The following is a 24302-nucleotide window of genomic DNA, read 5'->3' as shown; positions in this document are numbered from 1 at the left end:
TAGTGGCATCGCCGGGCTCGGGTTCGACGGCGGCGTCGCCGTCTGGACCAGCCCTGGACGTGATCAACCTCCATGGGTGGCCGAGTCAGTAACGCGGAAAGGCGGCGGATCTCGCTGGCGGGAGCCTTCTAGGCGAAAGTCTCCGGCTGGATTCGCCCCGGGTCGTGCCGGGCGGGGGCCGCCCGCCGTTCGGCCGCGTCGAGGGCGGGGGCGAGCGGGGCGAGCGCAGCGCGGAGCAGGTCGGGGAGCGAGCCGGACGGTACGACGAGCCCGCCGGCGACGGGGGACGCGGCGGCCGTCCTTCCCACCCACCGGTCGACCGCGACCCGGACCGCGGCGGCGACGCTCGCCGCGAGCACGCGGGCGGTGTCCCGATCGGCGTCGCCGAGGCGGCCGGCGATCGCGTCGGTGAGGGGGTGTTCGATCGCGGCGGCGGCATCGACGAACGCCTCGCGCAGCGCGGGACGGGTGGTGATCAACAGCAGCGCGTCGCCGTCCTGTGCGTCGGGGTCGGTGTACTGCTCCACGATCGCGTCGACGACGGCGTCGGCCAGGCGGACGCCGTCCGGGCGGGCGGCGATCGCCGCCGCCACCCGGGACTCGCGTTCGGCGGTGACAGCGGCGACGATCGCCTGTTCACGGCTGGAGAAGTAGTTGTTGTAGGTCCTCGGGGAGACTCCGGCGGCGTCGGCTATGTCGTCGACCCGCACGTTGTCCGGCCCGCGTTCGAGAGCCAGCCGCAACGCCGCCTCGCGCAACGCCTGCCGGGTGGCCTGCTTCTTCTGCTCGCGCAGCCCCGTCCGTCCTGCCGTCACAGTCCTACTGTCGCAGACTGGTTGCGTTCACGCAAACTTGCGTGCGCGCACTTTTTGTATAGTCTGAGGCCCCCGATCCGGCGGGAAGGCCCGCCTGCGATCGGAGTGACGGCATCACGCGGTCCTCGGCCGCGCGTCTCACGACAAGGAGCGAAACATGGGCATCACTGCGGCCGCCGCCGGCGGCGACTTCCTCCTGGGCGGCGACCTGCGCGTCAACCGCCTCGGCTTCGGCGCGATGAGGCTCGCCCTCGGCGGCTCCGCGCGCTCCCCCGAGGCAGGCGTCGCGGTGCTGCGCCGCGCCGTGGAGCTCGGCGTGAACCACATCGACACAGCGGGCTTCTACGGGTTCGGCGACCTGCACGCGCACGAACTGATCCGGGAGGCGCTGTCGCCCTATCCGGACGACCTGGTGATCGCCACCAAGGTGGGTCCGCTCTTCGCCGGCGACATGTCGCCCGCCGGCCAAGCCGGCCCCGATCGGCTGCGCGCTCTGGTGGAGGACGACCTGCGCCGCCTCGGCCGGGACCGCCTCGATCTGGTCTACCTGCGGGTGGGCGGTATGGGCCCGGCCGGTGGCGAATCGATCGGCGAACGCTTCGCCGCGCTCGCGGAGCTCCGCCGCGAAGGGCTGATCCGGCACCTCGGCGTCAGCAATGTCGACGCCGCCCAACTCGCCGAGGCACGGTCCATCGCCCCGGTCGCCGCGGTGCAGAACCACTTCCACGTCCACCACACGAGCGACTCCGGCGTCCTGGCGACGTGCGAGCGGGAGGGCATCGCCTACGTCCCGTATTTTCCGCTCGGCGGAGGCGGGCAACGGATCGACCACGCTCGTCTCACGAGCGTCGCCGCCCGGCATCGGGCGACCACCGCGCAGGTCGCCCTGGCCTGGCTGCTGGCCGCCTCACCGGTGACACTGCCCATCCCCGGAACCGGCTCGCTCGGCCACCTGACCGAGAACGTCGGCGCCGCCGGTCTCCGCCTCACCGCCGACGACCTCGCCGAGCTGGGCGGACGCGACCCGCGGGTCACATGAGCGCGGCCGTCCATCGGGCCGGCGTGAGACCGTAGGCCCGCTTGAACATGCGCGACATGTGCGCCTGGTCGGCGAAGCCGGCGAGCTGGGCCGCCTCGGCCAGGGGCACGCCGTCGCGCAGCAGCCTGCGGGCCCGGTCGAGTTGCCGCATCGTGCGGAAGCGGGTCGGGCTGGTGCCGAACGCGACGCGGAACTGCCGCGCCACCGTCCACCTGTCCAGGCCCGAGACCCGCTCGAACTCGGCGAGCGTATGCCTGACCGCCGGGTCGTCGGCGATCAGGTCGCGCACGCGGGTCAGCGCCTCCAGCGCCAGCCGGGGCCGCCCGCCCGGCCGCGCTGAGGAGTGGCGCACGAGCGTGCGGACGACCCGCAGCGTGAGCGTCAGCCGTTCGGCGTCGTCCAGCGGCTCGTCGATGTCCCGCAGGCACGCGGCGAGCGCGGGGTCGGCCTCACGCCGCCCGATCACGGGGTCGGCGACGAACGGCAGCGGCCCCCCGCCCAGCGCCTCCTGCACAAGGCAGGGATCGAGGTAGATGATCCGGTAGCCGAACCCCTCGTCGGTGCCCGCCACACCGTCGTGTGGTTCGTCGGGGTGCAGGACGTGCCACTCCCCCGGCAGACAGTGCCGCAGCTCGCCGCGGTAGCGGAACGTCTGCACGCCCCGCAGCGTCATCCCGATCGCGTACGTGTCGTGGCGGTGGGTGGCGAATCCCTCGCCGACGAGCGACGCCTCCAGCCGCTCGATGCCCGCCGCGCCGGAGCCGAACCTCAGCCGATGGCCCGGCCGGGTCCCGCCGTCCGGCAGATGCCGGCGCAGGCCCCCGCCGGCGTCCGGTGACTCGTGCCGCACGCGCCGAGACTACAGCCGTTCGCGGCCGCCGTCGCGGGCCCGCCGGTCGCCGGCCGGGCGCGTGTTGGCCGCGCGCCGCGTGAGGGACTAGGTTCGCGCCGTGCCCACCGACGATCACCCATCCCCCGGCCTCCGGGTGTACGCCGTCTGCTCGGAGGTCCCGCCCGACGTGGTCGGCGGGCTCGGCCGGTACGCCGAGCGGATCATGGACGCCCTGCGTGACGGCGGCACCCCGGTCGTGGTCTTCGGGGCCGCCCGCCGGGGCTCGGCCTGCCGGGCGGAGCGCCGGGGCGACGTCACACTGCACCGGCTGCCCACCCCCGGGTACGGCCTCGGGGGCGGCTCCCGCGTTCCCGCGCCGGTGCGCCGCCTGGCCAGGGTCGCCGGGCTGCTCGCGTTCAACGTGCGGGCGGCCGTCCGGATCCTGCGAGCGGAGGCGGGGCGGACGGGGGCGGTCGTCGCCGTGCACGACTGGATGGGCTGCCTCGCCGGGCTCCTGTGCATGGCGCTGGGGCGGCTGCCGGTCGTGTTCCACGTCCACACCCGCGAGCTGAACGCGCCCGGAGAGCGGCGCCGCTCGGCGTACGCCGTCCTCCTCGATGTGCTGGAGACGGCCCAGGCCCGGACGGCACGCCTGATCGTGGTGCCGAGCGCCCGCATGCGCGACGACCTCGCGGCCCGCGGCTGGCCGGCCGGGCGGCTGGTCGTCGTGCCGCACGGCTACGAGGACCCCGGCCTGCTGCGGCTGGCCGGGCTCCCGGGCCACGAGCGCGACCGGATCCGGGCGGAGGTGCGGCGGCGCTACCTGCCCGGCGGGCAGGGCCGGCTCGTCGTGTTCGCCGGGCGCCCGTCGCCGCACAAGGGGGTGCACACGCTGATCCGGGCGGTGCCACGGGTCGTCGCCGAGCACGATGACGCGCGGTTCGTGCTCGTCGGCGCCGCGGCGCCGCAGACCGACGACGCCGCGGCGGTGGCCCGGCTGATCGAGCGGGCGGGGGCGACCGCGCACGTCGTCGCGGGCAACCGCTTCATCCCGCCCGGCGAGGTGTTCGCGCACTTCCTGGCCGCCGACGTCTGCGTCTTCCCGTCCGTCTACGAGCCGTTCGGCCTGGTCGCCGTCGAGGCGATGGCGCTCGCCCGGCCGGTGGTGGCCGGGCCCGGCTACTCGCCGGAGGTCGTCGGCGACGGGGCGCTGCGCTGCGCGCGCGACGACCCCGCCGAGCTGGCCGGCGCTCTGCTGCGCCTCCTCGGCGACGCCGCGGAGGCGGACCGGCTCGCTCTGCGGGGCGCCGCATACGTGCGGGAGCGCTACAGCTGGGCGCGCACCGCCGCGCGTACCCTGGCGGCGTACGCCGAGGCGGCGCGGCCACGCCGGCAGCTCGCGCGCTGACAGGCCGCGCGGCGGCCCGGTCAGCCGATGCGGACCGGGAGCGTACGCGGGCCCCGCACCTGGCCGGGGGCCCAGGTCACCGCCGAGGGGTCGGCGAGGCCGAACACGGGAACCCGCTCCAGCCAGACCTCCAGCGCGACCCGGAGCTCCATGCGGGCCAGGTGGGAACCCACGCAGCGGTGGATGCCGAGCCCGAACGCCGCGTGCCGGTTGATCTCGCGATCGATGATCACCTCGTCGGCCCGGTCGAACTGGCCGGGGTCGCGGTTGGCGGCGGGGAACGACAGCAGGACCCAGTCGTCGGCCTTCATGTCGACGCCGCGCCAGTGCATGTCCTCCTTGACCAGCCGCGCCATCGTGACCGGGGCGTACGCCCGGAGGAACTCCTCCAGCGCGGTCGGCAGCAGCCCGGGCTCGGCGACCAGGCGCTCCCGGTCGGCCGGGGTCTTCGCCAGGTGCCACAGCGAGGCGCCGATCGCGCTCCACGTCGTGTCGATGCCGGCGATGAGCAGCAAGGCGATCGTGCCCGCGACGTGCGCGGGTTCGAGCTTGCGGCCGTACAGCTCCACGTCGATCAGGTAGGTCGTGAGGTCGTCGCGCGGGTCGGCGACGTGGTCGCGGATCTGGGCGTACAGGTAGTCGAACAGCTCGTCCATGCGCGCCAGCCGCTCCTCCGGCGGCAGGTTGACACCTTCCAGAGCGCTCTCCACGAACCTGCGGAACCGTGGGCCGTCCTCGGGCGGGAAACCCAGCATGTCGGCGATGACCCGCATGGGGATGTGCTGCGCGTAGTCACGGGCGGCGTCGACGACCTCGGCGCCCTCGAACGAGTCGATCAGCGAGTGGCAGAAGGCGCGTGTCGCCTCCTCCCGCCTCGCCACCTCCTTCTTGGTGAACGCCGGGAGCAGCAGCTTGCGCGCGTCGTGGTGGAACGGCGGGTCGGAGGAGATCGGCGGCACCGCCCCCACCGGCGCGATCTCCGCCGGCGGCCGGTAGTTGCTCATGATGATCGACCGCGAGGAGAAGCGCTCGGTGTCGTACGCGATCGCCGCGATGTCCTCGTACCGCGTCGGCAGCCACCCGCCGCCGAACCTGTCGGTGTGCGCGATCGGGCAGCGCGCCCGCAGGTCGTCCTGGATCGGGTACGGATCGGCGGCCCACTCGGGCTCCAAATGGGAGAAGTCGCTCGCCCAGTCCGACACCGGACCGGCGATGACCTCGTTGCGTGTGCCTGCGGGCGGCTCCTGGCGGAAGTCGCGGGTGAAACGGTCGTCGACGGTCATGTCAGGCCTCCTCGGCGAGGACGATCGCCCGTTCGGGGCAGTTGGCGGCCGCGACGCGCGCCGCCCGCTCCTCGCCCGGCGGCACGACGCCGTCGCCGAGGACCCGCCCGTAGCCCTCGTCGTCCTCGCCGAACAACTCCGGGGCGAGGTCGTAGCAGCGGCCGTGTCCCTGGCATCGCTGCGGATCGATGGTCACTTTCACCGCGTGCTCCCCTTGGTGGAGTCCGGCCGGATGGGGGCGAGCGCGGCCACCAGGCGGGTGAGCAGCGCGCTCCAGTCCTCCTCGTCGACCGCGTGCTCGTCCGGCGGGACGAGTGCGCTGCCCAGTGCGAGCAGGAGACAGAAATGGGCGATCGCGGCGGGCGACAGCGCGGGGTCCAGTTCGCCGCCGTCCTGGGCGGCGCGCACGAGCCCGGCGAGCCGGTCGGCCCGGTCGCCGACGTAGCCGCGCATCGGCCGGGCGACGTCCTCGTCGCGACGGGCCGCGACCATGGCCTCGACGATGAGGTGACCGCCGGCGTCCCGGCGGCGCTGCAGCCTGCGCCCGACGGCGATCAGCAGGTCCGCGACGGGCCGGTCCGGGTCGGCGGCCAGCAGGTCGGCCAGCAGCCGCGGCCCGTGGGTGCGCAGCGCGGCGACCAGCAGCTCGGCCTTCGAGCCGAAGTGCGCGTAGAGCGCGCCGTTGCTCACGCCGGCGGCGGCGGCGATGTCGGCCACGCGTGTGCCCTCGTACCCGCGCCGGGCGAACACGTCGGCGGCCGCGCGCAGCAGCCTCTCCCGCGTCTCGGCGGCGGTGACACCCGCGATCCGCCCCATGACGGAATTTAATGATTGTTCATTTGATTGCGTCAAGACCGCGTACTCGTCCTGCCGGAGCCCGTCGCGATGCCCGGCGTGACGACCGCCAGGTAAACGACGCAAACTAGCAGAATGTGGAGAAAATGGGGCATAAGGCATCGTGATCGACTCGTCGACGCGGCGCTGGCGGCGGCCGTTCTCGCCTTCACCATCCCCACCACGCTCACCGGCTATAGCTTCTCCCTCTGGGACGGCGCCCCGGGCGGGGTCGAGATCGTCACGGGGATCGTCACCGCGGCGGCCATGCTGGTGCGGCGCCGCACCCCCTGGCCCGCGGTCCTCGCCTCGGCCGCGTGCGCCTGCGTCACCGGGCAGGTCGTGCCGATGATCCTCGCCGTCTACTCGATGACGGCCGAGCACCGGGTGCGCCGGTGGCAGTACGTCGCCCTGGTCCTGACGGTGGTCTACTTCGCCGTCGACTACCGCAACCCCCACACCGACCACTCGGTCTACCTCAACGCCGTGCGCGCGCTGACCCTCATCTACCTGCCCGCGATGGTCGGCACATGGGTGTACGCCTACCGGAGACTCATCCGGGAGCTGCGTCTCGGCGTACGCGAACGCGAGGAGATCGCCGCCTCCGAGGAACGCCGCAAGATCGCCAGGGAGATGCACGACACCGTCACCCACGCGGTCACCGCCATGGTGCTCAACGCCGGCATGGCCCGCGACGCCACCGATCCCGGCGAGGTCGACGAGCTGACGGCGGTCATCGAGGACAAGGGCGTGCAGGCGCTCGACGAGCTGCGGCAGCTGCTCACCGTGCTCCGCCGCGAGAACGGAGACCTCGCCGAGGACACCGAGGCGATCACCCGGCTGGTCGGCGAGGCGCGAGCGAGCGGGCTCCAGGTCGACCTGCACCTCGACGCTCCCCCGGGGACGCTGCCGAGACAGGTCTCACACGCGTGCTACCGCCTGGTGCAGGAGGGACTGAGCAACGTACGCAAACACGCGCCGGACTCCCGCGTGCGGGTCAGCTGCGAGGTCAGCGGCGACCAGGTGGCGGTCTCCGTGGTCGACACGCCGGCGCACCCCCGGCCCGGCGGGAGGAAGGTCAGGGCCGCGCCCTCCCTCGGCGGGGGATACGGCCTGGCCGGAATCCGGGAGCGCGTCTGCCTCGCCCAAGGCCGGTTCTTCTCCGGGCCGACCCCCGAGGGCGGCTTCGTGCTCGCCGCCCGCATCCCCCTCCGAGGGGGCCGGGCGGCTGGCCCACCGATCACGGGTCGCCCGGACCCTCCCGCGTGACCGGCCGCGGCCGGACGCCGGGCGGCCACGCGGGCGCGCCGGTTTCCGCCCCGCCCGGCGGGGTACGGGCCTCTCACACCGATACAGCGCACAACGGCCCGGGCCGCCGTCGCGGGAGGCGGCGCGCCGCGCCTGTCGCACGCGTCTGCCCGTAACGATCGCCTGTGAGGGTAGCCATGAAAGCCGTGGTCTACGAAGGCCCCCGACAGGTCAGCGTCACCACCGTGCCGGACGCCCGGATCGAGCGGCACACCGACGTCCTCGTCCGCGTCACCACGTCCAACATCTGCGGCTCCGACCTGCACATGTACGAGGGCAGGACCAACTTCGAGCCGGGCCGGGTCCTCGGCCACGAGAACCTCGGCGAGGTCGTCGAGGTCGGGGACGCCGTCGACCGGGTCAAGGTCGGCGACATGGTGTGCCTGCCGTTCAACATCTCGTGCGGCTTCTGCGCCAACTGCGAGCAGGGCCTGACGGCCTTCTGCCTGACCACCAACCCCACATCCGGCCTGGCCGGCGCCGCGTACGGCTACGCCGACATGGGCCCGTACAACGGCGGCCAGGCCGAGCTGCTGCGCGTGCCGTACGGGGACTTCAACTGCCTCGTCCTGCCGGAGGACGCCTATGAGAGGCAGACCGACTACGTCATGCTGGCCGACGTGTGGCCCACCGGATGGCACGCGACCACGCTCGCCTGCGTCCAGCCGGGCGACACCGTCGTGGTCTACGGCGCGGGCCCGGTCGGCCTGATGGCCGCCTACTCGGCCCTGCTCAGGAACGCGAGCGGCGTGATGGTCATCGACCACCATCCGGACCGGCTGAGCAAGGCCGAGGAGATCGGCGCGATCACGATCGACGACTCCCAGGCATCCCCGGTCGAGCAGGTCCTGGAGCTCACCCAGGGGATGGGCGCCGACCGGGGCTGCGAGTGCGTGGGCTTCCAGGCACACGATCCGAAGGGCGCCGAGCGTCCCAACATGACGCTCAACGACCTGGTCAGATCCGTGAAGTTCACCGGGAACATCGCCGTCGTCGGCCTGTTCGTCCCCCGCGACCCCGGCGGCGGGGACAACCTCTACCAGCGGGGAGAGGTGGCCATCGACTACGGCACCTTCTGGTCGAAGGGCCAGACGATGAGCACCGGCCAGTGCAACGTCAAGAACTACAACCGCCAGCTGTGCTCCCTCATCCACGAGGCCGGCGCCCGGCCGTCCTGGATCGTCTCCCACGAGCTCGACCTCGACGACGCGCCCGAGGCGTACGAGCACTTCGACGCGCGGGAAGCGGGCTGGACCAAGGTGGTCCTGCACCCGAACAAGATCGACTGACGGCGCGGCCCCCATCGCGGCGAACCGGGCCGGTGATCGGCCGAGGCGGGCAGACCGTAATGTGGGGGGAAAGCCGCGGGCGCGCGGGCGCCCGGCGCGACCAGGAAGGGACGGGCGCGTGCTCACCGTCTGCGTGGCCCCGGCGGACCCGCCGCTGATCGTCGAGTCGGTCCGCGCCGCCGGCGGTGAGGTCGTCGCGGATCCGCGCCGGGCGGAGGCGCTGGTCTGGACCGACTCGCGGCCCGAGGGCGTGCGGGAGTACCTGACGCCGAGCGTGCGCTGGGTCCAGCTGCCCTCCGCGGGCGTCGAACGCTGGACCCGGGAGGGTCTCGTCGACTCCACGCGCGTGTGGTGCTCGGCGGCGGGAGCCTACGCCCCGCAGGTCGCCGAGCACGCCCTCGCCCTGCTGCTGGCCGGGGTGCACCGGCTGCCCGCCGCCGCCCGGAGCCGTACGTGGCGGCGCGACCAGCCGGGAACGCTGCGCGGGAGCACGGTGGCCGTCGTCGGCGCGGGCGGGATCGGCAGGGCCGTCGTCCCCGGGCTGCGCGCCCTCGGGGCGGGCGTTCTCGCGGTCAACCGCTCAGGCAAGCCGGTCGAGGGCGCGGCCGAGACCGTGCCGTTCGAGGGCCTGGCCGCCGTCTGGCCACGGGCCGATCACGTCATCCTGGCCGCGCCCGCCACCTCGCAGACGTACCGGATGGTCGGACGGGACGAGCTGCGGGCCCTGGGCCCGCACGGGTGGCTGGTCAACGTGGCGCGGGGTGAGCTCGTCGACACCGACGCCCTGCTCGCCGCGCTGCGCGCCGGCGAGATCGGCGGCGCGGCCCTCGACGTCACCGACCCGGAGCCGCTGCCGGACGGGCACGGCCTGTGGGCCGAGCCGAACGTGCTGATCACCTCGCACAGCGCCAACCCGCAGACCCGCCTCACCGAAAGCCTCGCCGAGCGGGTGCGCGAGAACGTCGCCCGCTACCTGCGCGGGGAGCCGCTGCTGGGCCTGATCGACCCCGCGCGGGGCTACTGAGGCTGCCGGCCGGACCTGATCGGCATGGGAAACGGCCCCGTCGCCGGATAGGGCGGCCCCGCGTGTGGATGGGCCGGGCGCGTGGCCTCCCGGCTCCCTCGTCGAGCTGGATCGGCCGGGCGGGCCGGAGGCGGTTTGCGTGGACCGGGCGGTCGCGGCGAAGATCACCCGGTGGCATCCCCCCGCCGTGCACGTCTGCGCTTCGCGCTCTTCGCGCTCGCCGCCGTCGTCGTCGGCGTCTCCCACCCGCTGATCGAACCGGCTCTGTGGATCGCTGACCGGAGGATCTCGTCGAACCTTCTCAACGTGTTCGACCGGACCGTGGAGCCGGTCGCGATCCTCGTGCTGGCGCTGCCGCTGGGCGTGCTGATCGACCGCGCGCGGCGCCGGTCGGTCCTGGTGGTGTCCGCGCTGCTGGGCGCGGCCCTCACGGCCGTCGCGGCGGCCGGGGCTCTCGGGGCGCCCACCTGGCCGCTTCTCCTCGCCACCATCCCGGCGAGCGGCGTCCTGGCGTCGGTGACGGTGGTCGCCCAGGACGCGTACCTGCCGTCCGTCGTACGGCGTGCGCGCCTGCTTCCGGCGAATGCTCTGCTGACCCTGCTGCCGTGCATCGTCGTCGTGCCGATGACGCTGACGGGGACCGTCTGGCAGGGGTCCGCGTTCCTGTTCGCCGTCGGCCTGGCGCTGGCCGCGGCGGCGGCGCTGTTCCGCGGCGTCTCCGCCGCCGAGACGCCACCGCCGCCGAGGGCGGGGCTGTGGCGGGAGGCGGCGGAGGGGATCCGGTTCACGGCCCGGCATCCGGCGCTGCGGGCCATCGCCCTCTATGTGCTGCTGTCGTCCTTGCTTTTCGAACTTGGCGACGAGGTGACCGACGAGGCGCGGGCGACGGCGTTCCACGGCCCGAGCGCGACACCGATCGAGTACCCCTGGCGGCTGGCGATCGCGTCGGCCTACGGCCCTGTCGTCCTCGGGGCGCTGCTGGCGGTGCTGATGCACCGCAGGCTCGGCGCGTTCCGGCTGGCCTGGTGGGCCCTCCTCGTGAGCGCGCCGTTCACTTTGCTGCTCGCCCTTTCCGGGCCCGGGGCGGAACGGATCTGGTACGTCCTCGGAAGCGGCGTCCCGGCGACCGGCGCGGTGATCGCCACCGTCGCCCTGCTCAGCCACCGGCAGGCCGTCACGCCCAACCGGCTGCTCGGCCGGACGGGCGGCCTGCTGCTCCTGCTCGCCACCGTCGCCGAGGAGGCGGGAGAACTCCTGGAGGGGCCCGCGGGGCGGCTGGCCGATCTGGGCGGCGCCGCGCCGCCGGCGCTCGCCACCGCCGCCGCGCTCGCCGCCGCCGTCCCGCTGCTGTGGGCCCGGCGGTCAACGGTGGGCGACGCCGCCGGATTGGACGACGACGACGCGACGGACGACGGCGATCAGACGAGCCCGGACCGGGCCGCCGGCCGGCCAACCTCCGCGATCGCCGGCGCCGTCCGGCGAGCCGGGCCGCCGCTCGCGGTGCTCGCGCTGCTGGCCACGCTGCCGGCCACCGACCTCGCGTACAGCCGCATCACCACCCACGACCAGTGCGCGCCCCGGTACGGCGAGGCGGCGAGGGTGCCGACCGGCGAACGGTCGTTCATCTGCGGGGCGCGAGCGGGCGGGCGGTTCGCCACCGTCTCCGACCGGGACCTGCTGGCGTACGGGCGGGCGATGTGTGAGGTCTACCCCGGCCCGCACGCCGACGAGGGGTTGATCGCCCCCATCTGTCCCCCGGCCGCCGCGAGATTCCAGGCGGCGATCGACGCCGAGGAGGCAGAGTATCGGGCGCAGGAGGCCGCCAGCCAGAAGGCGTGCGACCGCTCCCGCCACCGGCCGCTGATCAGACCCGTACGCGTCGCCCGCGAGCGGACGTGGACCGACTACGGCGTCCTGGAATCCTTCGAGTACGACGAGAACACGCCGTCGGACCCGTTCGACGACGGCCTGCTGGAAACGGCGCAGGACGACGACCTGGTCGCCGCCGTTCCGGGACACCTGATCACCCTCAGCCACTCCGACTACGACATCTGTGTGACCACCGAGACCTACCGCACGAGGCCCCCGGTTGAGGTGAAAGGGTGGCATCGGGTGGTGGAGATCGGCTACCGGAGCCCGGCGGGCCACATCGAGCTCATGGACCCGATGGGAGGAGCGTCCCTGCCGAATCTGGCGTTCCGCGGCAAGGGGCATTACCGGATCCGCGTCCACTACCGGAAGCCGGACTGGGAGACGCGAGCACCCCAGCACCTTCTGATCATGGTGTTCCCCGGTGAGGGCGACCGCGTGGTCGAGCACCACCGCTCACGATGACGTCTACCGGACCGCGCCTCGGCCCGGTCCGGCCCGGTCCGGCCCGCGGGCACGGGCGCCGCCGCGGACCGGACGGGTTCACCAGCCCGATCGTCCGGGGGTCGTGCCCGGCGACCCGCGCCACGCGCACCCCTGCGCCCGCCGGGTCGCCGGGGCGTTATGGTCGCCGCATGGAGGTCTGTTCCGTCACCGCCCCGGCCACCGTCGAGGAGGCGGAGGCGATCCAGGACGCCCTGCGGTCCCGGCTCGACCTGGCCGGCCCCGGTCCCCGTGACCCCGCCCTGGTCGCGGGGGTGGACGTGGCCTACGCCGACGACCTGCTGGCCGCCGCGGTCGTCGTGCTCGACGCGGCGAGCCTGGACGTGGTCGAGCAGGTGACGGTGCCGGGACGGCCCGCCTTCGACTACGTGCCCGGCCTGCTCGCCTTCCGCGAGCTGCCCAGCCTGGTCGAGGCGCTGGAGCGGCTCACCGTCACGCCCGGCCTGATCGTCTGCGACGGGTACGGCCTGGCGCATCCCCGGCGGTTCGGCCTCGCCTGCCACCTCGGCGTGCTCACCGGGCTGCCCACGATCGGTGTCGGCAAGACGGCCTTCGTCGGCTCCTTCGACCAGCCCGGCCGGGAACGCGGCGCGTGGAGCGACCTGCTCCTGGACGGCCAGGTGACCGGCCGGGTGCTGCGCACCCGGGACGGCGTCAAGCCGGTCTTCGTCTCCGTCGGCCATCGGATCGATTTGGAGACCGCCTGCCGGCACGTGCTCGCCCTGACCCCGCGGCACCGGCTCCCCGAGACGACGCGCGCCGCCGACCGCCTGTCGCGCGCGGCGCTGAAGACCGCCATGGCGGCCTCCCCCTGACGACGACCCGCCGTACGCGGCGGTGCGGCGCGCAGGCCTGGCCGGCCGTGATCAGGACGGGCGTTCGGCGAGGTGGCGCTCCACCGTGGCGACCTTGGCGTCGAGCCTGCCCTGACCTGCTCGGGCGTCGGCCTTGAGCACCAGGCTGACGCGGGAGCAGCGGGCCTCGACGGCGGCGACGGCGTCCTTGACGACGCCGAGCACCTCGTCCCACGTCTCGCCCTCGACTGTGGTGAACATGGCGTCGGTGCGGTTGGGCAGCCCGGACGCGCGGACCACGCGCACGGCCTCCGCCACCGCTTCGCCGACATCCTCACCGGCGCCGATCGGCGTGACGCTGAACGCGACGAGAACCGACACGAGACCTCCTCGAAGATCGCATCTCCGGAGTCACGCTAACACCCGCCGGGTCACGCGCGGGTGGCCTGCTCACCGGTCCCGTGGCGGGCGGCCGCGCGGGCGTGCGCGCCGGTCAGGAGGGTACGCACCCGCTCGGCCGTGGCGTCGCCGGGGTTGAGCACGCAGATCCAGGACTGGGCGGCGTAGACCGGGTGCGGCAGGATCCGGTCCGGTACGCGGTAGTCCACCGCCTCGTGGTGGGCGGGGTGCGCGGCCGGCGGGTAACCGAGCAGTTCCTCGAACACGGCGCGGCCGACGCCGATGTTGACCCGGAAAACGCCCGGCCGGTTCAGGTCGGAGGCGGTGTCGAACCCCTCGTAATCCTTGACGACGATCGTGGCGAAGGGCATCTTCCGGTTGGCCGGAACGTCGTCGGGGTCGTAGTAGAAGAAGGTGTCCCCCCACGCGGCCCGCGGGGCGCCGTTGTCCTCGCCGGCGGTGAAGGCGACGACGCCCGGGAGGCCGGTCGTGAATTCGATGACGTCGTTCTCGGTCACACGAGGTCCTTTTCTCGCTGGGATTCCTCCTTCAAGTGTCCCATTCAAGTCCTTTATGAGACTTTTCCGGGGAATCCACTGCTGGGCCGTCACCGACTCTCAACTCGCGGATGAGACCTTGGCCGCGCCGGGCTCAGCCCCGGGGAGGCCGCACCACCGCGACGGCGCAGTGCGCGTGGTGCAGGACCGCCCGGCTCACCGAGCCGAGCACCGCCGCGCCGACGGCTCCGCGTCCCCGCGACCCCACGACGAGCAGGTCGGCCTTGTCTCCCGCCTCCACCAGCGCGGCGACGGGGTGGGCGCACACGGCCCGCATCTCGGCGCGGACGCCGGGGTACCGGTCCCGGTGGGCCCGCAGCACGTCCGCCACGTACTCCTCCTGGGCCTTGCGCACCTCGTCGACGTCGTAGGCGATCTCGGGCGCGAAGGCGTGCACCGGAAGCTGCCAGGCGTACAGGGCGAGCAGACGGCAGTCGCGCAGCCGCGCCTCCTCGAAGGCGTAGGTCAGCGCGGTGCCGGCCTCGTCGGAGCCGTCGACGCCGACGACGATCAGCCCGTTGGGCGCCGACACCCCGGGACGCACCACGACGACGGGGACGTCGACCTGGCCGGCGACGTGCATGCTGACCGATCCGAGCAGCATGCCGGCGAACCCGCCGTGTCCCCTGCTGCCGACCACGATCTGCGCCGCGTTCCCGGCCTCCTGACGCAGCACCCGGGACGGGTCGCCCTCGATCAGGGCGGTGGTGACGCGGACGACCGGATGGGTCTCCCGCACGGTCTGCTCGGCCTCCTCCAGGATCCGCCGGCCTGCCCGGTCGAGCTGGTCCTCCACCGGGATCGGATAGCGCGCGATCTCGTACGGCAGGCGGTCCACCGCGTGGACGATCCGCAGCGGCAGGCCCTTTCGCGCCGCGTCGCCCGCGGCCCACTCCACCGCGGCGGTCGCGGCGCGCGATCCGTCGGTGCCCACGATGACGGGTTGGGTCATGGCTCCTCCTTCTGCTCCTGCCCCCATCCGACCCCCTGCGCCCCGTCAGGGGCAGGGCCGCTGGTCCCCGCGCCGCGGGACCTTTCTCCTCCCACGGGTACGGTGCCCGGGACAAGGGCTGGGAATCCGGAGCGAGGCCGGCCCGCTCACCGCTGTCCGGGGGCGGCGAGCCGGCCGGAGGTCAGGAGCAGGTGATGCCGCTCGCCCCGGGCGTGGAGGGGCCGGACGCCTGGAAGCCGAAGCTCGCCGACGCGCCGGGCGCGAGGCTCCTCGCCCACGAGGGCGCCTTCGCCGTCCAGCGGGCGCCGCCGGTCGTCACGGTCGCGCTCCAGGCGTTGACGAGGCTCACCCCGGACGGCATGTCCCAGGTGACCGTCCAGTCCGTCCAGGCCGCTGCGCCGGTGTTCTTGACCGTGACGTCCGCCGTGAACCCGCCCTGCCACGAGCTGGCCACCTGGTAGGTCACCTGGCAGTTCCCGGGCTTCGCCGAGGGAGACGGGCTGGGCGAGGCGGACGGGGAAACGGACGGGGACGCAGACGGCGAGACCGACGGCGAGACCGACGGTGAGGCGGAGGGCGAGACGGACACCGAGGGCGAGGGCGAGGGCGACCCACTGGGCGTCGTCGTGGTGTAGCTCACCTCCGTGTAGTCGGCGCCGCACTGCGATCCGCAGGACGCAGGCAGGGCGAAGCTGTAGACCCGGCCGCCGTTCACCAGCGCGTCAGACACGTCGCGCACCCGGATCTGGAACCGGGTGGCGCCCTGCGTGACCCCGCCGATGATGTACGACTGGCCCATGTCGGAGTTCATCTGGGCCTGCTTCCAGGCGCCGTCGGCGTAGTACTCCACCCCGTGGATGCCGTTGGGCAGGTGGGAGACCGCGATGGCGGGCCACCACGCCTGCGCGCCCTTCATGAACCCGATGCGGATGTCGCCGCTGTAGCCGGGCGCCGGGACGAACGACCAGGTCACGTGGCGGTTGTTCCAGTGGTTGGGGTACATGTCCCCGACGGGCGCCCCGTTCTTGACGAACCTGTTGAGCGAGGGCTTGGACAGGTCGAGGTGGTAGCGGTCGTCGCGGCACCAGCCGTTGGGATCGCCGCAGCTGTCGGCGACGATCATGGTCAGCGTGGCGCCGCTGTAGGCGTCGGAGACCCACGAGCCGTTGCGGCAGAACGCCTGGCCGGCCCCGCCGTCGTTGACGCCCGTGCAGTAGTCGGAGATCGTCACCTTGACGTACCTGCCACAGTTCAGGCCGTTGTTCCACAGCCCGGCCTTGGACGCGTTCGCCCCGGTCAGGGGCCGCGGGTAGAAGGCGTAGTCCCCGGGCGTGTCGTACACGTTCAGCGCGACGAAGTCCTGCGAGTCCAGCTCCGACTGCGGGATGCCGCAGCCGCCGTACGGCGAGCCGAGGGCGTCGAAGTAGGTCGCGTTCCCGGTCACCGGCGCGGGCGGGTCGTCGACCGCCCCGGCCGGCGTGGCGGCGGGCCAGGCGGTCAGCAGGACCGCGGCGACGGCGGCCGCCCACACGCGGCGTCGGAAGGAAGATGCGCGGCCGTTCATCGGGCTCCCTGCGCTCACGGTCGGCTCGGAACGCGGCGATCGTGGCCGCGTAACCCCTTCCCGTCAAGGGCCCCGGCCGAGGCGGCCCCGCCGGCGAGCCGGTGAGCTGGGCGATCCTCTGGTGAGGACCTGTAACTTTCATCACCATGGCAAACCAGAGACGTGCGTAAGCCGACTTTCGGGGCAGAGGACACGAAAGCACTCATCAGCCTGGGGAGCGACCATATGACGGATTTCGCGCGGGACATGGCGGTCGGCGTCGAAGAGGAGTTCCACGTCGTGGACCTGGCAACACGGCAGCCCGTCCCGCGCGCCGGCCTGCTCCTCCAGCAGTTGCCCCCCGACCGGTTCACCCAGGAGCTGCACCGCTCGGTCGTGGAGGCCAACACGCGCCCGTGCACCCGCCTGGAGGACCTGTCGCGGGAGCTGGCCGGACTGCGGGCCGACGTGGTCGCGGCGGCGGACGGCCTCGGCCTGGGCATCGTCGCGGCGGGGACGGTCCCGCTGGTCGACCCCGAGACGATGAAGATCTCCCCTGATCCGCGCTACGAGCAGATGCTGGCCGACTACCAGGCGCTCGCCCGCGAGCAGCTCATCTGCGGCACGCAGGTGCACGCGGAGGTGCGCGACCGCGACCTGGCGGTGGCCGTGACGCACCGGCTGGCTCCCTGGCTGCCGCCGCTGCTGGCCCTGAGCTGCAGCTCGCCGTACTGGATGGGCGCCGACACCGGATACGCGAGCTTCCGGTCGATGGTGTGGCAGCGGTGGCCCACCGCCGGGCCGGCGGCGCGGTTCGAGTCGGCCGAGGAGTACGACGCGATGGTGGACGAACTGGTGCGGTCGGGGGTGATCAGCGATCCCGGCATGCTCTACTTCGACGTCCGGCCGTCGGCGCACGTGCCCACGGTCGAGCTGCGGGTGTGCGACGCCTGCCCCCGGGTGGACGACATCGTGCTGATCGCCGGGCTGTTCCGCGCGCTGGTCGCGCGGGAGCTGGACGCCCTCGCCACCGGCCGTTCGCCCTCCGCGGCCGAGGAGTCCGTGCGTACGGAACTGGTGCGGGCCGCCTCCTGGCGGGCCGCGCGTTCGGGACTGGACGGCGAGCTGGTCGACCCGGTCGAGGGCGTGCCGAGGCCGGCCCGTGAGGTGATCGGCCGGATGCTGGAGGGGCTGCGGCCACAGCTCGAGGAGTCCGGCGACTGGGCGCTCGTCTCGTCCCTGGCGGAGCGGGCGCTGGCCGACGGCGGCTCGGCCGCGCGGCAGCGTGAGGCCTTCCGGCGCGGCGGCCGCCTGACCGACGTCGTGGACCTCCTCCTCGGCGAGACGAGGTCCGGGGACCGTCGGCTCGCGGGGGCCGGGAGGTAGGACGACATGTGTGGACTGAGCGGCGAGATCCGGTTCGACGGGCGGCGCGCCGACATCGGCGCGGTGGGCAGGATGACCGACGCGATGCACGATCGCGGCCCGGACGGGTCGGGCCTGTGGTCGCGGGGCCCGGTCGCCCTCGGCCACCGGCGCCTGAAGATCATCGATCTGTCGGACAAGGCGGCCCAGCCGATGGCCGACCCCTCGCTCGGCCTGGCCGCGGTCTTCAACGGCTGCCTCTACAACTACCGCGAGCTGCGCGAGGAACTGCGAACCGAGGGATACCACTTCTTCTCCGGCTCCGACACCGAGGTCCTGGTCAAGGCGTTCCACCACTGGGGGCCCGACTGCGTGCGCCGCTTCGCGGGGATGTTCGCCTTCGCCGTCTTCGAACCGGCGACGGGCCGGCTGACGCTCGCCCGCGACCGCCTCGGGATCAAGCCGATGTACGTGTCCGGGGACGGGCGGCGGCTGCGCTTCGCCTCCACCCTGCCCGCGCTGCTCGCCGGGGGCGAGGTGAGCACCGACATCGACCCGGTCGCGCTGCACCACTACATGACCTTCCACTCGCTGGTGCCCGGCGAGCGCACGATCCTCACCGGCGTGCGCAGGCTGCCGCCGGCGACCGTGCGCACGGTCGAGGCCGACGGGACGTACCGCGACACGGTCTATTGGGACCCGCCCTTCACCCGGCTGCCGCGGTACGAGGGGATGGACGCGCACGACTGGCGCGAGGCCGTACTCGACCGGCTGCGCGCCGCCGTCCGCCGGCGGATGGTCGCGGACGTGCCCGTGGGCGTGCTGCTGTCGGGCGGCCTGGACTCCAGCGTCATCGCGGCGCTGCTGGCCGAGGAGGGCCAGCGGGACCTGTCGACGTTCAGCATCGGATTCCACGCGGCCGGCGGCGACGCGGGCGACGAGTTCCGCTACTCCGACATGGTCGCCGAGCGCTTCGGCACCACCCACCACCGCATCCTCATCGAGGACTCCCGGCTGCTGTCGGGCCTGCCGGAGGCGGTGCGGGCGATGAGCGAGCCGATGGTCAGCCACGACTGCGTCGCCTTCCACCTGCTGTCCGGGGAGGTGGCCAGGCACGTCAAGGTGGTGCAGTCCGGGCAGGGCGCCGACGAGGTGTTCGCCGGGTACCGCTGGTTCCCTCCCGTGGCCGCTGTGCCACGCGAGGACGCCTTCGCGGCGTACGCCAGGGAGTTCTTCGACCGGCCGCACGAGGACCTCGCCGGCATCGTCGCGCCCGCCTACCTCGCCGAGGAGGACGAGAGCGCCCGCGTCGTCCGCCGCCACCTCGACCGGCCGGGCGCCGAGACCGCGCTCGACGCCGTCCTGCGCCTGGAGACGCGGCTGATGCTCGCCGACGACCCGGTCAAGCGGGTGGACAACATGACGATGGCCCACGGCCTGGAGGCCCGCACCCCGTTCCTCGACCACGAGCTGGTCGAACTGGCGGCGGCGTGCCCACCCGAGCTGAAGCTCGCCGGGGGCGGCAAGGGCATCCTGAAGGAGGCCTCGCGGGCGCTGCTGCCGCGCGAGATCGTCGACCGGCCGAAGGGTTACTTCCCGGTGCCCGCCATCCGGCACATCGACGGGCCGTTCCTCGACCTGGTGCGCGACGCGCTCACCGCGCCCGCCGCCCGCTCCCGCGGCCTGTTCGACCCGGCGTACGTCGCGAGGCTGCTGGACGACCCGGGGGCCGACCGCGCCAGGACGGGGGTCAACACGCTGTGGCAGCTCGGGCTGCTGGAGATGTGGCTGCAGTCGCAAGGGATCTGATGGCGGAGCACGTCCCCGGCACCGAGCTCGCCGACGCCGCGTCCCACGGCGCCGCGTTCCTGGGGGCCGCGTTCCTGGGGGCCGCGTTCCTGGAGACCTGGGAGTGCCGGACGCCGGCCCTGGCCCCGGACCGCGGCGCCGTCGCGTACGTCAGCGACCGGGACGGCACGCCGCGGGTCTGGGTCCAGCCGACGCGGCCCGGCGCGGGGGCGCGGGCCGTCGACACCGGGCCCGAGCCGGTCGCCGAGGTGAGCTGGTCGCCGACCGGCGAGCGGCTGGCCGTGCTCGTGGTGCCCGGCGGCGGCGAGCACACCCAGGTCTGGACGGTCCGCCCGGACGGCGGCGACCTGCGGCCGCTGGCCGCGCCCGAGGGCGGGTCCGCCTGGTTCGTCCGGTGGACCGGCCGGGGCGATCTGCTTCTGGTGGCCGAGGTCTCGGCGGCCGGGCCGGCCGAGGCCCTGCTGGTCGACGCGGGCACCGGGAGCCGGGAGACCGTCGCGGCCGGGCCACTCGTGCATCCGGAGTCGGTGAGCCGCGACCACGCGCGGGTGCTGCTGCGCCGCGGCCCGAGAGGGATGCGGCGCATGTATCTCAGGGACCTGACCCTGGGCGGCACGGAGCAGCCGCTGCTGGCGGACCTGCCCGGCTCGACCGGCCACGGCGTCCTGTCCCCCGACGGCGAGACCGCCTACCTGCTGTCCGACGCGGGCCGGGACCGCGCCGCGCTGGTGGCGGTGAGCCGGGGCGGCGGCCCGGTGGTGCTGGCCGAGCGCCCGGACGCCGAGCTGGACCGCTTCGCGCTGAGCGCGGACGGCCGCCGTCTCGTGCTGGTGTGGAACGTCGGGGGCCGCTCGGAGCTGGAGGTGCTGGAGCCGGGCGACGGCGGTCACGGCTGGGGGCACGCCGGCGGCGTCGCCGACACCGCCCTCGTCACCGGCGGTGCTGCCGCCGAGAACCCGGTACGGCGCCCGCTGCCCCCTCCTCCGGGTGAGCTGGTGACCTCGATCAGCGTGTCGCTCGACGACAGGGTGGCCGTGCTCGCCGTGGAAGGGCCCGCCCAGCCCGCACAGGTGGTGTCGTGCGACCTGGACACGGGCCGGTATCGGACGCTCGCCGGGGCGGGACGCGTCGCCGGGGCCGTGGACGCCGAACTCGTGCGGCTGCCGGCCCGCGACGGGCTGGAGATCGGCGGGTGGCTCTACCGCCCGCCCGGCGCGCGGGGCCCGGCGCCGTACGCCCTCTTCCTGCACGGCGGGCCGGAGGACCAGGAGCGGCCCGCGTTCACCCCGCTGTACCAGTGCCTGGTGGCCGCCGGGATCGGCGTCTTCGCGCCGAACGTGCGCGGCTCGGCCGGATTCGGCCGGGCCTTCCGTGAGGCCGACAACCACGCGCTGCGGTTCCGCGCCATCGACGACGTGGCCGACTGCGCCGCCTTCCTGGTGCGGGCCGGCCTCGCCGACCCCGTCCGGCTGGCCTGCATGGGCTGGTCGTACGGCGGCTATCTCACGCTGGCCGCGCTCGTCACCTATCCGGGGCTCTTCCGGACCGGGGTGGACGTGTGCGGGATGGCCGACTTCGCCACCTTCTACGAGCGCACCGAGCCGTGGATCGCCGCGGCCGCGGTGAGCGAGTACGGACATCCGGAGGCCGACCGCGACCTGCTGCACGCGCTGTCGCCCCTGCACGCCTTCGACCGCCTGGCCGCTCCCCTGCTGGTGGTGCACGGCGCGCGGGACTCCAACGTCCCGGTGTACGAGGCCGAACAGGTCGTCGGCGCGGCCCGGGCCCGCGGGGTGCCCTGCGAGCTGCTGCTGTTCGAGGACGAGGGGCACGAGATCCGGCGGCGGGTCAACCGGGTCACGTTCGTGCGGCGCGTCACCGAGTGGCTCGGCCGGCACCTGACCTGCCCGTCGTCCGCCTGAGCGGTCAGCGCGACTCGTGCAGCCGCGCCAGGTCGCTCTCCATCTTGGCGATGACCCGCTGGTATCCCTCCCATCCGTACTGCCGGAACAGCTCGGACTTCAGGCGCAACGTCTCCTCCTGCACCGCCTCTGGACCCTGGCGGCGTATCGCGTCGAGCGCGAGACGCGCCCGCCGCTCTCGGTCGGTGGTTCCGGCGAGATCCTCGCGTCTCATCTCAGGAGTAGGCATGGGGCTCTGCCCTCCGGGTCTGGACGAACGGTGCCTACACCTGACGCGCCTCCGGCACCGGAGGTTGACGGCCCCGGGAAAATATTCGCCGGGGCGTTATCAAGACGCCGGACGCGCGGTCAGGGCGCCTCGCCGCCGGGGACGTCGACCGCGATCTCGCCGCCCAGCCGGTGCCCCTCGCCGAGGACGAGGTTGTCGCCGCTCCAGAACCTGCCGGGGTCGTACCAGTTCGGGCGGCGGCCCTCGGGCAGCAGGCCCATCGCCTCGTAGGTCACCGCGACGACCTCCGCGCAGTAGGCGGTCTCCAGAGCCCTGTCGCGGGCGGTCCGCCGCTCCGCGTTCCGGAGCCCGCGCCACGCCGCGGGCCGGAGTGCGGGGAGCCGCCCGCGGAGCCAGCGTCCCGCCAGGCGGGCCGTGGACGGGAACGGCGTGCCGTCCAGCCGCGCGATCGTCCGCAGGACGGCGTCCTCCATCTCCCTGCTCACGCCCGGCTCCAGCTGGCGCAGCCAGGCACGCTGGCCGTACCTCGCGGCCCAGACGCAGACCGCGTCGCGCATGTCGTGCAGCTGGACGCCGCGCTGGTGGGTGCCCGACCACATGTCGGGCAGCGACCGGCCGAGTTCGGCGTGCCACATGAGCGGCGGCAGGTCCTCGATGACCACGGCCATGCCCACGTGGTTGACCGGACTGTTGGTGGTGACCTGGATGGCGCGGTCCGGGACGCTGCGTCCCCGGAACACCCAGACGTCACCGGTACGGGCCAGTTCGAGTGCCTTGTCGAGGCTTATCCGCGTATGAGCCACGGCAGTAGCCTAGGCACATGCGGTGGTGGAAGATACTCGGTCTGGCGGCCTTCACGGGTGTCGCGGCGACAGGTGTGGTGATCGCCCGGGCCGAGCGCCGCAGGCGCGCGTACACGCCGGAGGAGATCCGGGATCGCCTGCGCGCCCGGCACGCCGAGGCCGTCGCGGCGGACGCGTCCCCCGGCACAACCGCTCGGTGAGCACGCACCGCCGCCGGGGCGAGGCGGCGGAGTGACGTGGCGGCGGAGTGACGTGGCGACGGAGTGACGTGGCGACGGAGTGACGTGGCGACGGGGTGACGTGGCAGCGCGGACGTCCGGAGAAGGCGCCGGCCTGTCCGGCGCAAGGCCCCACCCGCTCAGCCGCCGTACGCGTCGACGCCGAGCTTGACCGCGACCGCGAGTCCGCAGAGGGCCGCGGCGAGGCGCAGCGTGTCGCCGGGCAGGCGGCGGGCGACCGCCGGGCCCAGCCAGCCGCCCACGAGGAACCCCGCCGCCAGGGGTCCGACCGCCGCCCAGTCGACCGGCCCGAACAAAGCGAACCAGACGGCCGCGACGGCGTTGGCGAACGCTCCCACGACGTTCTTGACCGCGTTGACCCCGGCCGCCGGGCGGTCGAGCGCCGCGGCGAGCACGGCGAACATCATGATGCCGCCGGCCGCGCCGAAGTAGCCGGTGTAGACGGCGACGCAGAAGGCGCCCACGCGCAGGGCCAGGCCCTTCTCCCCGCCGAGGTGCACCCGTCCCTGGCGGGGCGGGCGCAGCAACAGCAGCAGCGAGGCGCCCGCGATCAGCCATGGGGCGGCCGCCTCGAACGTCCGCGACGGCGTGACCAGCAGCAGCGCCGCGCCCGTCGCCCCGCCCAGCGCGGTGGCGAGGCCGAGCCGGGCGAGGAGACGCCCCTGGCCCGCCAGTTCCGGCCGCGAGCCGGCCGCCGCACCCACACCGGTGAACAGCAGCGCGACCGTGTTGGTGACGTTCGCGGTGAGCGGCGGCAGGCCGAAGGCCAGCAGCGCGGGGTACGACACGATCGAAGCCAGACTCACGACCGTGCTGACGACCCCGGCGATAAGGCCGATCCCGGCCAACCCGAGCACGTCGACAAGCACAAGGGAACCCAACCATATGGGTTTTGGACCGCAAAAACCGGCCTACCGGTCGGCCCGAAACGGTCCGTGCCCGGCTCCGCCGCCCCCGGTGCGGGTGAACGCCGGATGGGCGCCGTGTCCGTCAGGAGGCGGGGAACCGCAGCACCCAGCGGCGCTGCCAGGGCGTCTCGACGGCCCGCGGGTGATATTCGGCCCGCGCCCACGCGACGGCCCGGTCGGCGGGCAGGCCCGACAGGACGGCCAGGCACGAGATGACGGTGCCGGTGCGTCCCACTCCCCCGCCGCAGGCGACCTCCACCGCCTTGCCCGCCCGGGCGTGCTCGTGCAGCGCGCGGATGCGGTCGATCGCCTGCTCCCGGTCGCGGGGCAGCAGGAAATCGGGCCAGTCGATCCACTCGTGCGTCCAGGTGAGGCCCTGGTCGTGCCTGCGCCTGAGCCGCGGGCCGCCGAGGTAGAGGCCGTACTCGGGCGGCTCGCCCGCGGGAGCGGGACGCCGCAGGCCGCGTCCGCGGACCCAGGCGCCGTCGGGAAGGCGGATCGCGCCGGTGAGACGAGTCGTGGGCATGCCCCATTGTGCCTCCGCCACCGCGTCAAGATCACGTGAATGACGGGAACG

General features: G+C 73.8%; 24 protein-coding genes. 11 read left to right on the top strand and 13 right to left on the bottom strand.

Annotated elements, in window-relative coordinates:
• Positions 1-128: 128 nt before the first annotated feature.
• Complete coding sequence (locus HHX30_RS38540) at positions 129-815, bottom strand: TetR/AcrR family transcriptional regulator (RefSeq protein ID WP_311923026.1); 687 nt, start codon at positions 813-815, stop codon at positions 129-131.
• A 157-nt stretch (positions 816-972) separates the two neighbouring features.
• Between HHX30_RS38540 and HHX30_RS38535 the strand changes: the two genes are divergently transcribed.
• A complete protein-coding gene (locus tag HHX30_RS38535) occupies positions 973-1854 on the top strand; it encodes an aldo/keto reductase (protein WP_169988891.1) in 882 nt (293 codons plus the stop codon).
• Here HHX30_RS38535 and HHX30_RS38530 read toward each other — a convergent pair.
• Positions 1847-2704: an AraC family transcriptional regulator gene (locus HHX30_RS38530; RefSeq protein ID WP_311923025.1), complete on the bottom strand. Its 858-nt coding sequence runs from the start codon at positions 2702-2704 to the stop codon at positions 1847-1849. The genes HHX30_RS38535 and HHX30_RS38530 overlap by 8 nt on opposite strands.
• 100 nt (positions 2705-2804) lie before the next feature.
• Here HHX30_RS38530 and HHX30_RS43580 point away from each other — a divergent pair, with 100 nt between their 5' ends.
• Positions 2805-4094: a glycosyltransferase family 4 protein gene (locus HHX30_RS43580; RefSeq protein WP_169988890.1), complete on the top strand. Its 1290-nt coding sequence runs from the start codon at positions 2805-2807 to the stop codon at positions 4092-4094.
• A 20-nt stretch (positions 4095-4114) separates the two neighbouring features.
• On the opposite strand, the gene HHX30_RS38520 is transcribed toward HHX30_RS43580, so the two are convergent.
• From HHX30_RS38520 to HHX30_RS38510, 3 genes are read right to left on the bottom strand one after another with little or no spacing between them, the layout of a single operon-like run.
• A complete protein-coding gene (locus tag HHX30_RS38520) occupies positions 4115-5377 on the bottom strand; it encodes a cytochrome P450 (RefSeq protein WP_169988889.1) in 1263 nt (420 codons plus the stop codon).
• 1 nt (position 5378) lies between these two features.
• Entirely contained in the window at positions 5379-5579 is a 201-nt protein-coding gene (locus HHX30_RS43025) for a ferredoxin (protein WP_169988888.1), read from the bottom strand.
• Positions 5576-6193, bottom strand: a complete 618-nt coding sequence (locus HHX30_RS38510) for a TetR/AcrR family transcriptional regulator (protein ID WP_169988887.1) — start codon at positions 6191-6193, stop codon at positions 5576-5578. Before HHX30_RS38510 ends, HHX30_RS43025 begins: the two co-directional genes overlap by 4 nt.
• Positions 6194-6307: 114 nt before the next feature.
• Between HHX30_RS38510 and HHX30_RS38505 the strand changes: the two genes are divergently transcribed.
• From HHX30_RS38505 to HHX30_RS38485, 5 genes are all read left to right on the top strand, one after another.
• On the top strand, positions 6308-7480 hold the full coding sequence (locus HHX30_RS38505) for a sensor histidine kinase (RefSeq protein ID WP_169988886.1): 1173 nt from the start codon (positions 6308-6310) through the stop codon (positions 7478-7480).
• Between the two features lie 176 nt (positions 7481-7656).
• Positions 7657-8808 carry a glutathione-independent formaldehyde dehydrogenase gene (locus HHX30_RS38500; RefSeq protein ID WP_169988885.1) on the top strand — a complete coding sequence of 384 codons (1152 nt, stop codon included), beginning with the start codon at positions 7657-7659 and terminating at the stop codon, positions 8806-8808.
• A gap of 118 nt (positions 8809-8926) precedes the next feature.
• Entirely contained in the window at positions 8927-9832 is a 906-nt protein-coding gene (locus HHX30_RS38495; RefSeq protein WP_169988884.1) for a D-isomer specific 2-hydroxyacid dehydrogenase family protein, read from the top strand.
• 171 nt (positions 9833-10003) lie between these two features.
• Positions 10004-12166: an MFS transporter gene (locus HHX30_RS38490; protein WP_169988883.1), complete on the top strand. Its 2163-nt coding sequence runs from the start codon at positions 10004-10006 to the stop codon at positions 12164-12166.
• Positions 12167-12336: 170 nt separating this feature from the next.
• Positions 12337-13020 (top strand): endonuclease V, encoded by a 684-nt coding sequence (locus HHX30_RS38485; protein ID WP_169988882.1) that lies wholly within the window; start codon positions 12337-12339, stop codon positions 13018-13020.
• A 51-nt stretch (positions 13021-13071) separates the two neighbouring features.
• Here HHX30_RS38485 and HHX30_RS38480 read toward each other — a convergent pair whose 3' ends face one another.
• The 4 genes from HHX30_RS38480 to HHX30_RS38465 all read right to left on the bottom strand — a co-directional run bounded on the left by HHX30_RS38480 (position 13072) and on the right by HHX30_RS38465 (position 16471).
• Positions 13072-13380: a thiamine-binding protein gene (locus tag HHX30_RS38480; RefSeq protein ID WP_169988881.1), complete on the bottom strand. Its 309-nt coding sequence runs from the start codon at positions 13378-13380 to the stop codon at positions 13072-13074.
• 50 nt (positions 13381-13430) lie between these two features.
• A complete protein-coding gene (locus tag HHX30_RS38475; protein ID WP_169988880.1) occupies positions 13431-13916 on the bottom strand; it encodes a DUF6194 family protein in 486 nt (161 codons plus the stop codon).
• A 133-nt stretch (positions 13917-14049) separates the two neighbouring features.
• Positions 14050-14907 (bottom strand): universal stress protein, encoded by an 858-nt coding sequence (locus HHX30_RS38470; RefSeq protein WP_169988879.1) that lies wholly within the window; start codon positions 14905-14907, stop codon positions 14050-14052.
• A 181-nt stretch (positions 14908-15088) separates the two neighbouring features.
• Positions 15089-16471 carry a cellulose binding domain-containing protein gene (locus tag HHX30_RS38465; protein ID WP_169988878.1) on the bottom strand — a complete coding sequence of 461 codons (1383 nt, stop codon included), beginning with the start codon at positions 16469-16471 and terminating at the stop codon, positions 15089-15091.
• 225 nt (positions 16472-16696) lie between these two features.
• Here HHX30_RS38465 and HHX30_RS38460 point away from each other — a divergent pair, with 225 nt between their 5' ends.
• From HHX30_RS38460 to HHX30_RS38450, 3 genes are read left to right on the top strand one after another with little or no spacing between them, the layout of a single operon-like run.
• A complete protein-coding gene (locus HHX30_RS38460) occupies positions 16697-17836 on the top strand; it encodes a glutamate--cysteine ligase (RefSeq protein ID WP_169988877.1) in 1140 nt (379 codons plus the stop codon).
• Positions 17837-17842: 6 nt separating this feature from the next.
• Positions 17843-19624, top strand: a complete 1782-nt coding sequence (locus tag HHX30_RS38455; RefSeq protein ID WP_169988876.1) for an N-acetylglutaminylglutamine amidotransferase — start codon at positions 17843-17845, stop codon at positions 19622-19624.
• On the top strand, positions 19624-21546 hold the full coding sequence (locus tag HHX30_RS38450) for a prolyl oligopeptidase family serine peptidase (protein WP_169988875.1): 1923 nt from the start codon (positions 19624-19626) through the stop codon (positions 21544-21546). Before HHX30_RS38455 ends, HHX30_RS38450 begins: the two co-directional genes overlap by 1 nt.
• A 4-nt stretch (positions 21547-21550) precedes the next feature.
• Here HHX30_RS38450 and HHX30_RS38445 read toward each other — a convergent pair whose 3' ends face one another.
• Positions 21551-21760, bottom strand: a complete 210-nt coding sequence (locus HHX30_RS38445) for a hypothetical protein (RefSeq protein WP_169988874.1) — start codon at positions 21758-21760, stop codon at positions 21551-21553.
• Between the two features lie 134 nt (positions 21761-21894).
• Positions 21895-22578, bottom strand: a complete 684-nt coding sequence (locus HHX30_RS38440; RefSeq protein WP_169988873.1) for a hypothetical protein — start codon at positions 22576-22578, stop codon at positions 21895-21897.
• A 17-nt stretch (positions 22579-22595) separates the two neighbouring features.
• Here HHX30_RS38440 and HHX30_RS38435 point away from each other — a divergent pair, with 17 nt between their 5' ends.
• Positions 22596-22778: a hypothetical protein gene (locus HHX30_RS38435; protein WP_169988872.1), complete on the top strand. Its 183-nt coding sequence runs from the start codon at positions 22596-22598 to the stop codon at positions 22776-22778.
• Between the two features lie 158 nt (positions 22779-22936).
• On the opposite strand, the gene HHX30_RS38430 is transcribed toward HHX30_RS38435, so the two are convergent.
• Together HHX30_RS38430 and HHX30_RS38425 are read right to left on the bottom strand one after the other, a co-directional pair.
• Positions 22937-23674 (bottom strand): sulfite exporter TauE/SafE family protein, encoded by a 738-nt coding sequence (locus HHX30_RS38430; RefSeq protein WP_169988871.1) that lies wholly within the window; start codon positions 23672-23674, stop codon positions 22937-22939.
• Between the two features lie 133 nt (positions 23675-23807).
• On the bottom strand, positions 23808-24251 hold the full coding sequence (locus HHX30_RS38425; protein ID WP_169988870.1) for a protein-tyrosine phosphatase family protein: 444 nt from the start codon (positions 24249-24251) through the stop codon (positions 23808-23810).
• Positions 24252-24302: the final 51 nt, after the last annotated feature.

The sequence above is a fragment of the Microbispora sp. H10836 genome (assembly GCF_012999525.1).
GTDB lineage: Bacteria > Actinomycetota > Actinomycetes > Streptosporangiales > Streptosporangiaceae > Microbispora.
The sequence above is the reverse complement of the archived record's forward strand: the minus strand, read 5'-3'. Positions and strand labels throughout refer to the sequence as shown.

What these genes read in the sequence shown, in the direction of transcription:
- HHX30_RS38425 (WP_169988870.1), bottom strand. Translation starts at nt 24,251, where the DNA reads ATGCCCACGACTCGTCTCACCGGCGCGATCCGCCTTCCCGACGGCGCC.
- HHX30_RS38520 (WP_169988889.1), bottom strand. Translation starts at nt 5,377, where the DNA reads ATGACCGTCGACGACCGTTTCACCCGCGACTTCCGCCAGGAGCCGCCC.
- HHX30_RS38505 (WP_169988886.1), top strand. Translation starts at nt 6,308, where the DNA reads ATGTGGAGAAAATGGGGCATAAGGCATCGTGATCGACTCGTCGACGCG.
- HHX30_RS38485 (WP_169988882.1), top strand. Translation starts at nt 12,337, where the DNA reads ATGGAGGTCTGTTCCGTCACCGCCCCGGCCACCGTCGAGGAGGCGGAG.
- HHX30_RS38455 (WP_169988876.1), top strand. Translation starts at nt 17,843, where the DNA reads ATGTGTGGACTGAGCGGCGAGATCCGGTTCGACGGGCGGCGCGCCGAC.
- HHX30_RS38500 (WP_169988885.1), top strand. Translation starts at nt 7,657, where the DNA reads ATGAAAGCCGTGGTCTACGAAGGCCCCCGACAGGTCAGCGTCACCACC.
- HHX30_RS38435 (WP_169988872.1), top strand. Translation starts at nt 22,596, where the DNA reads ATGCGGTGGTGGAAGATACTCGGTCTGGCGGCCTTCACGGGTGTCGCG.
- HHX30_RS38465 (WP_169988878.1), bottom strand. Translation starts at nt 16,471, where the DNA reads ATGAACGGCCGCGCATCTTCCTTCCGACGCCGCGTGTGGGCGGCCGCC.
- HHX30_RS38450 (WP_169988875.1), top strand. Translation starts at nt 19,624, where the DNA reads ATGGCGGAGCACGTCCCCGGCACCGAGCTCGCCGACGCCGCGTCCCAC.
- HHX30_RS38460 (WP_169988877.1), top strand. Translation starts at nt 16,697, where the DNA reads ATGACGGATTTCGCGCGGGACATGGCGGTCGGCGTCGAAGAGGAGTTC.
- HHX30_RS38535 (WP_169988891.1), top strand. Translation starts at nt 973, where the DNA reads ATGGGCATCACTGCGGCCGCCGCCGGCGGCGACTTCCTCCTGGGCGGC.
- HHX30_RS38445 (WP_169988874.1), bottom strand. Translation starts at nt 21,760, where the DNA reads ATGAGACGCGAGGATCTCGCCGGAACCACCGACCGAGAGCGGCGGGCG.
- HHX30_RS38470 (WP_169988879.1), bottom strand. Translation starts at nt 14,907, where the DNA reads ATGACCCAACCCGTCATCGTGGGCACCGACGGATCGCGCGCCGCGACC.
- HHX30_RS38510 (WP_169988887.1), bottom strand. Translation starts at nt 6,193, where the DNA reads ATGGGGCGGATCGCGGGTGTCACCGCCGCCGAGACGCGGGAGAGGCTG.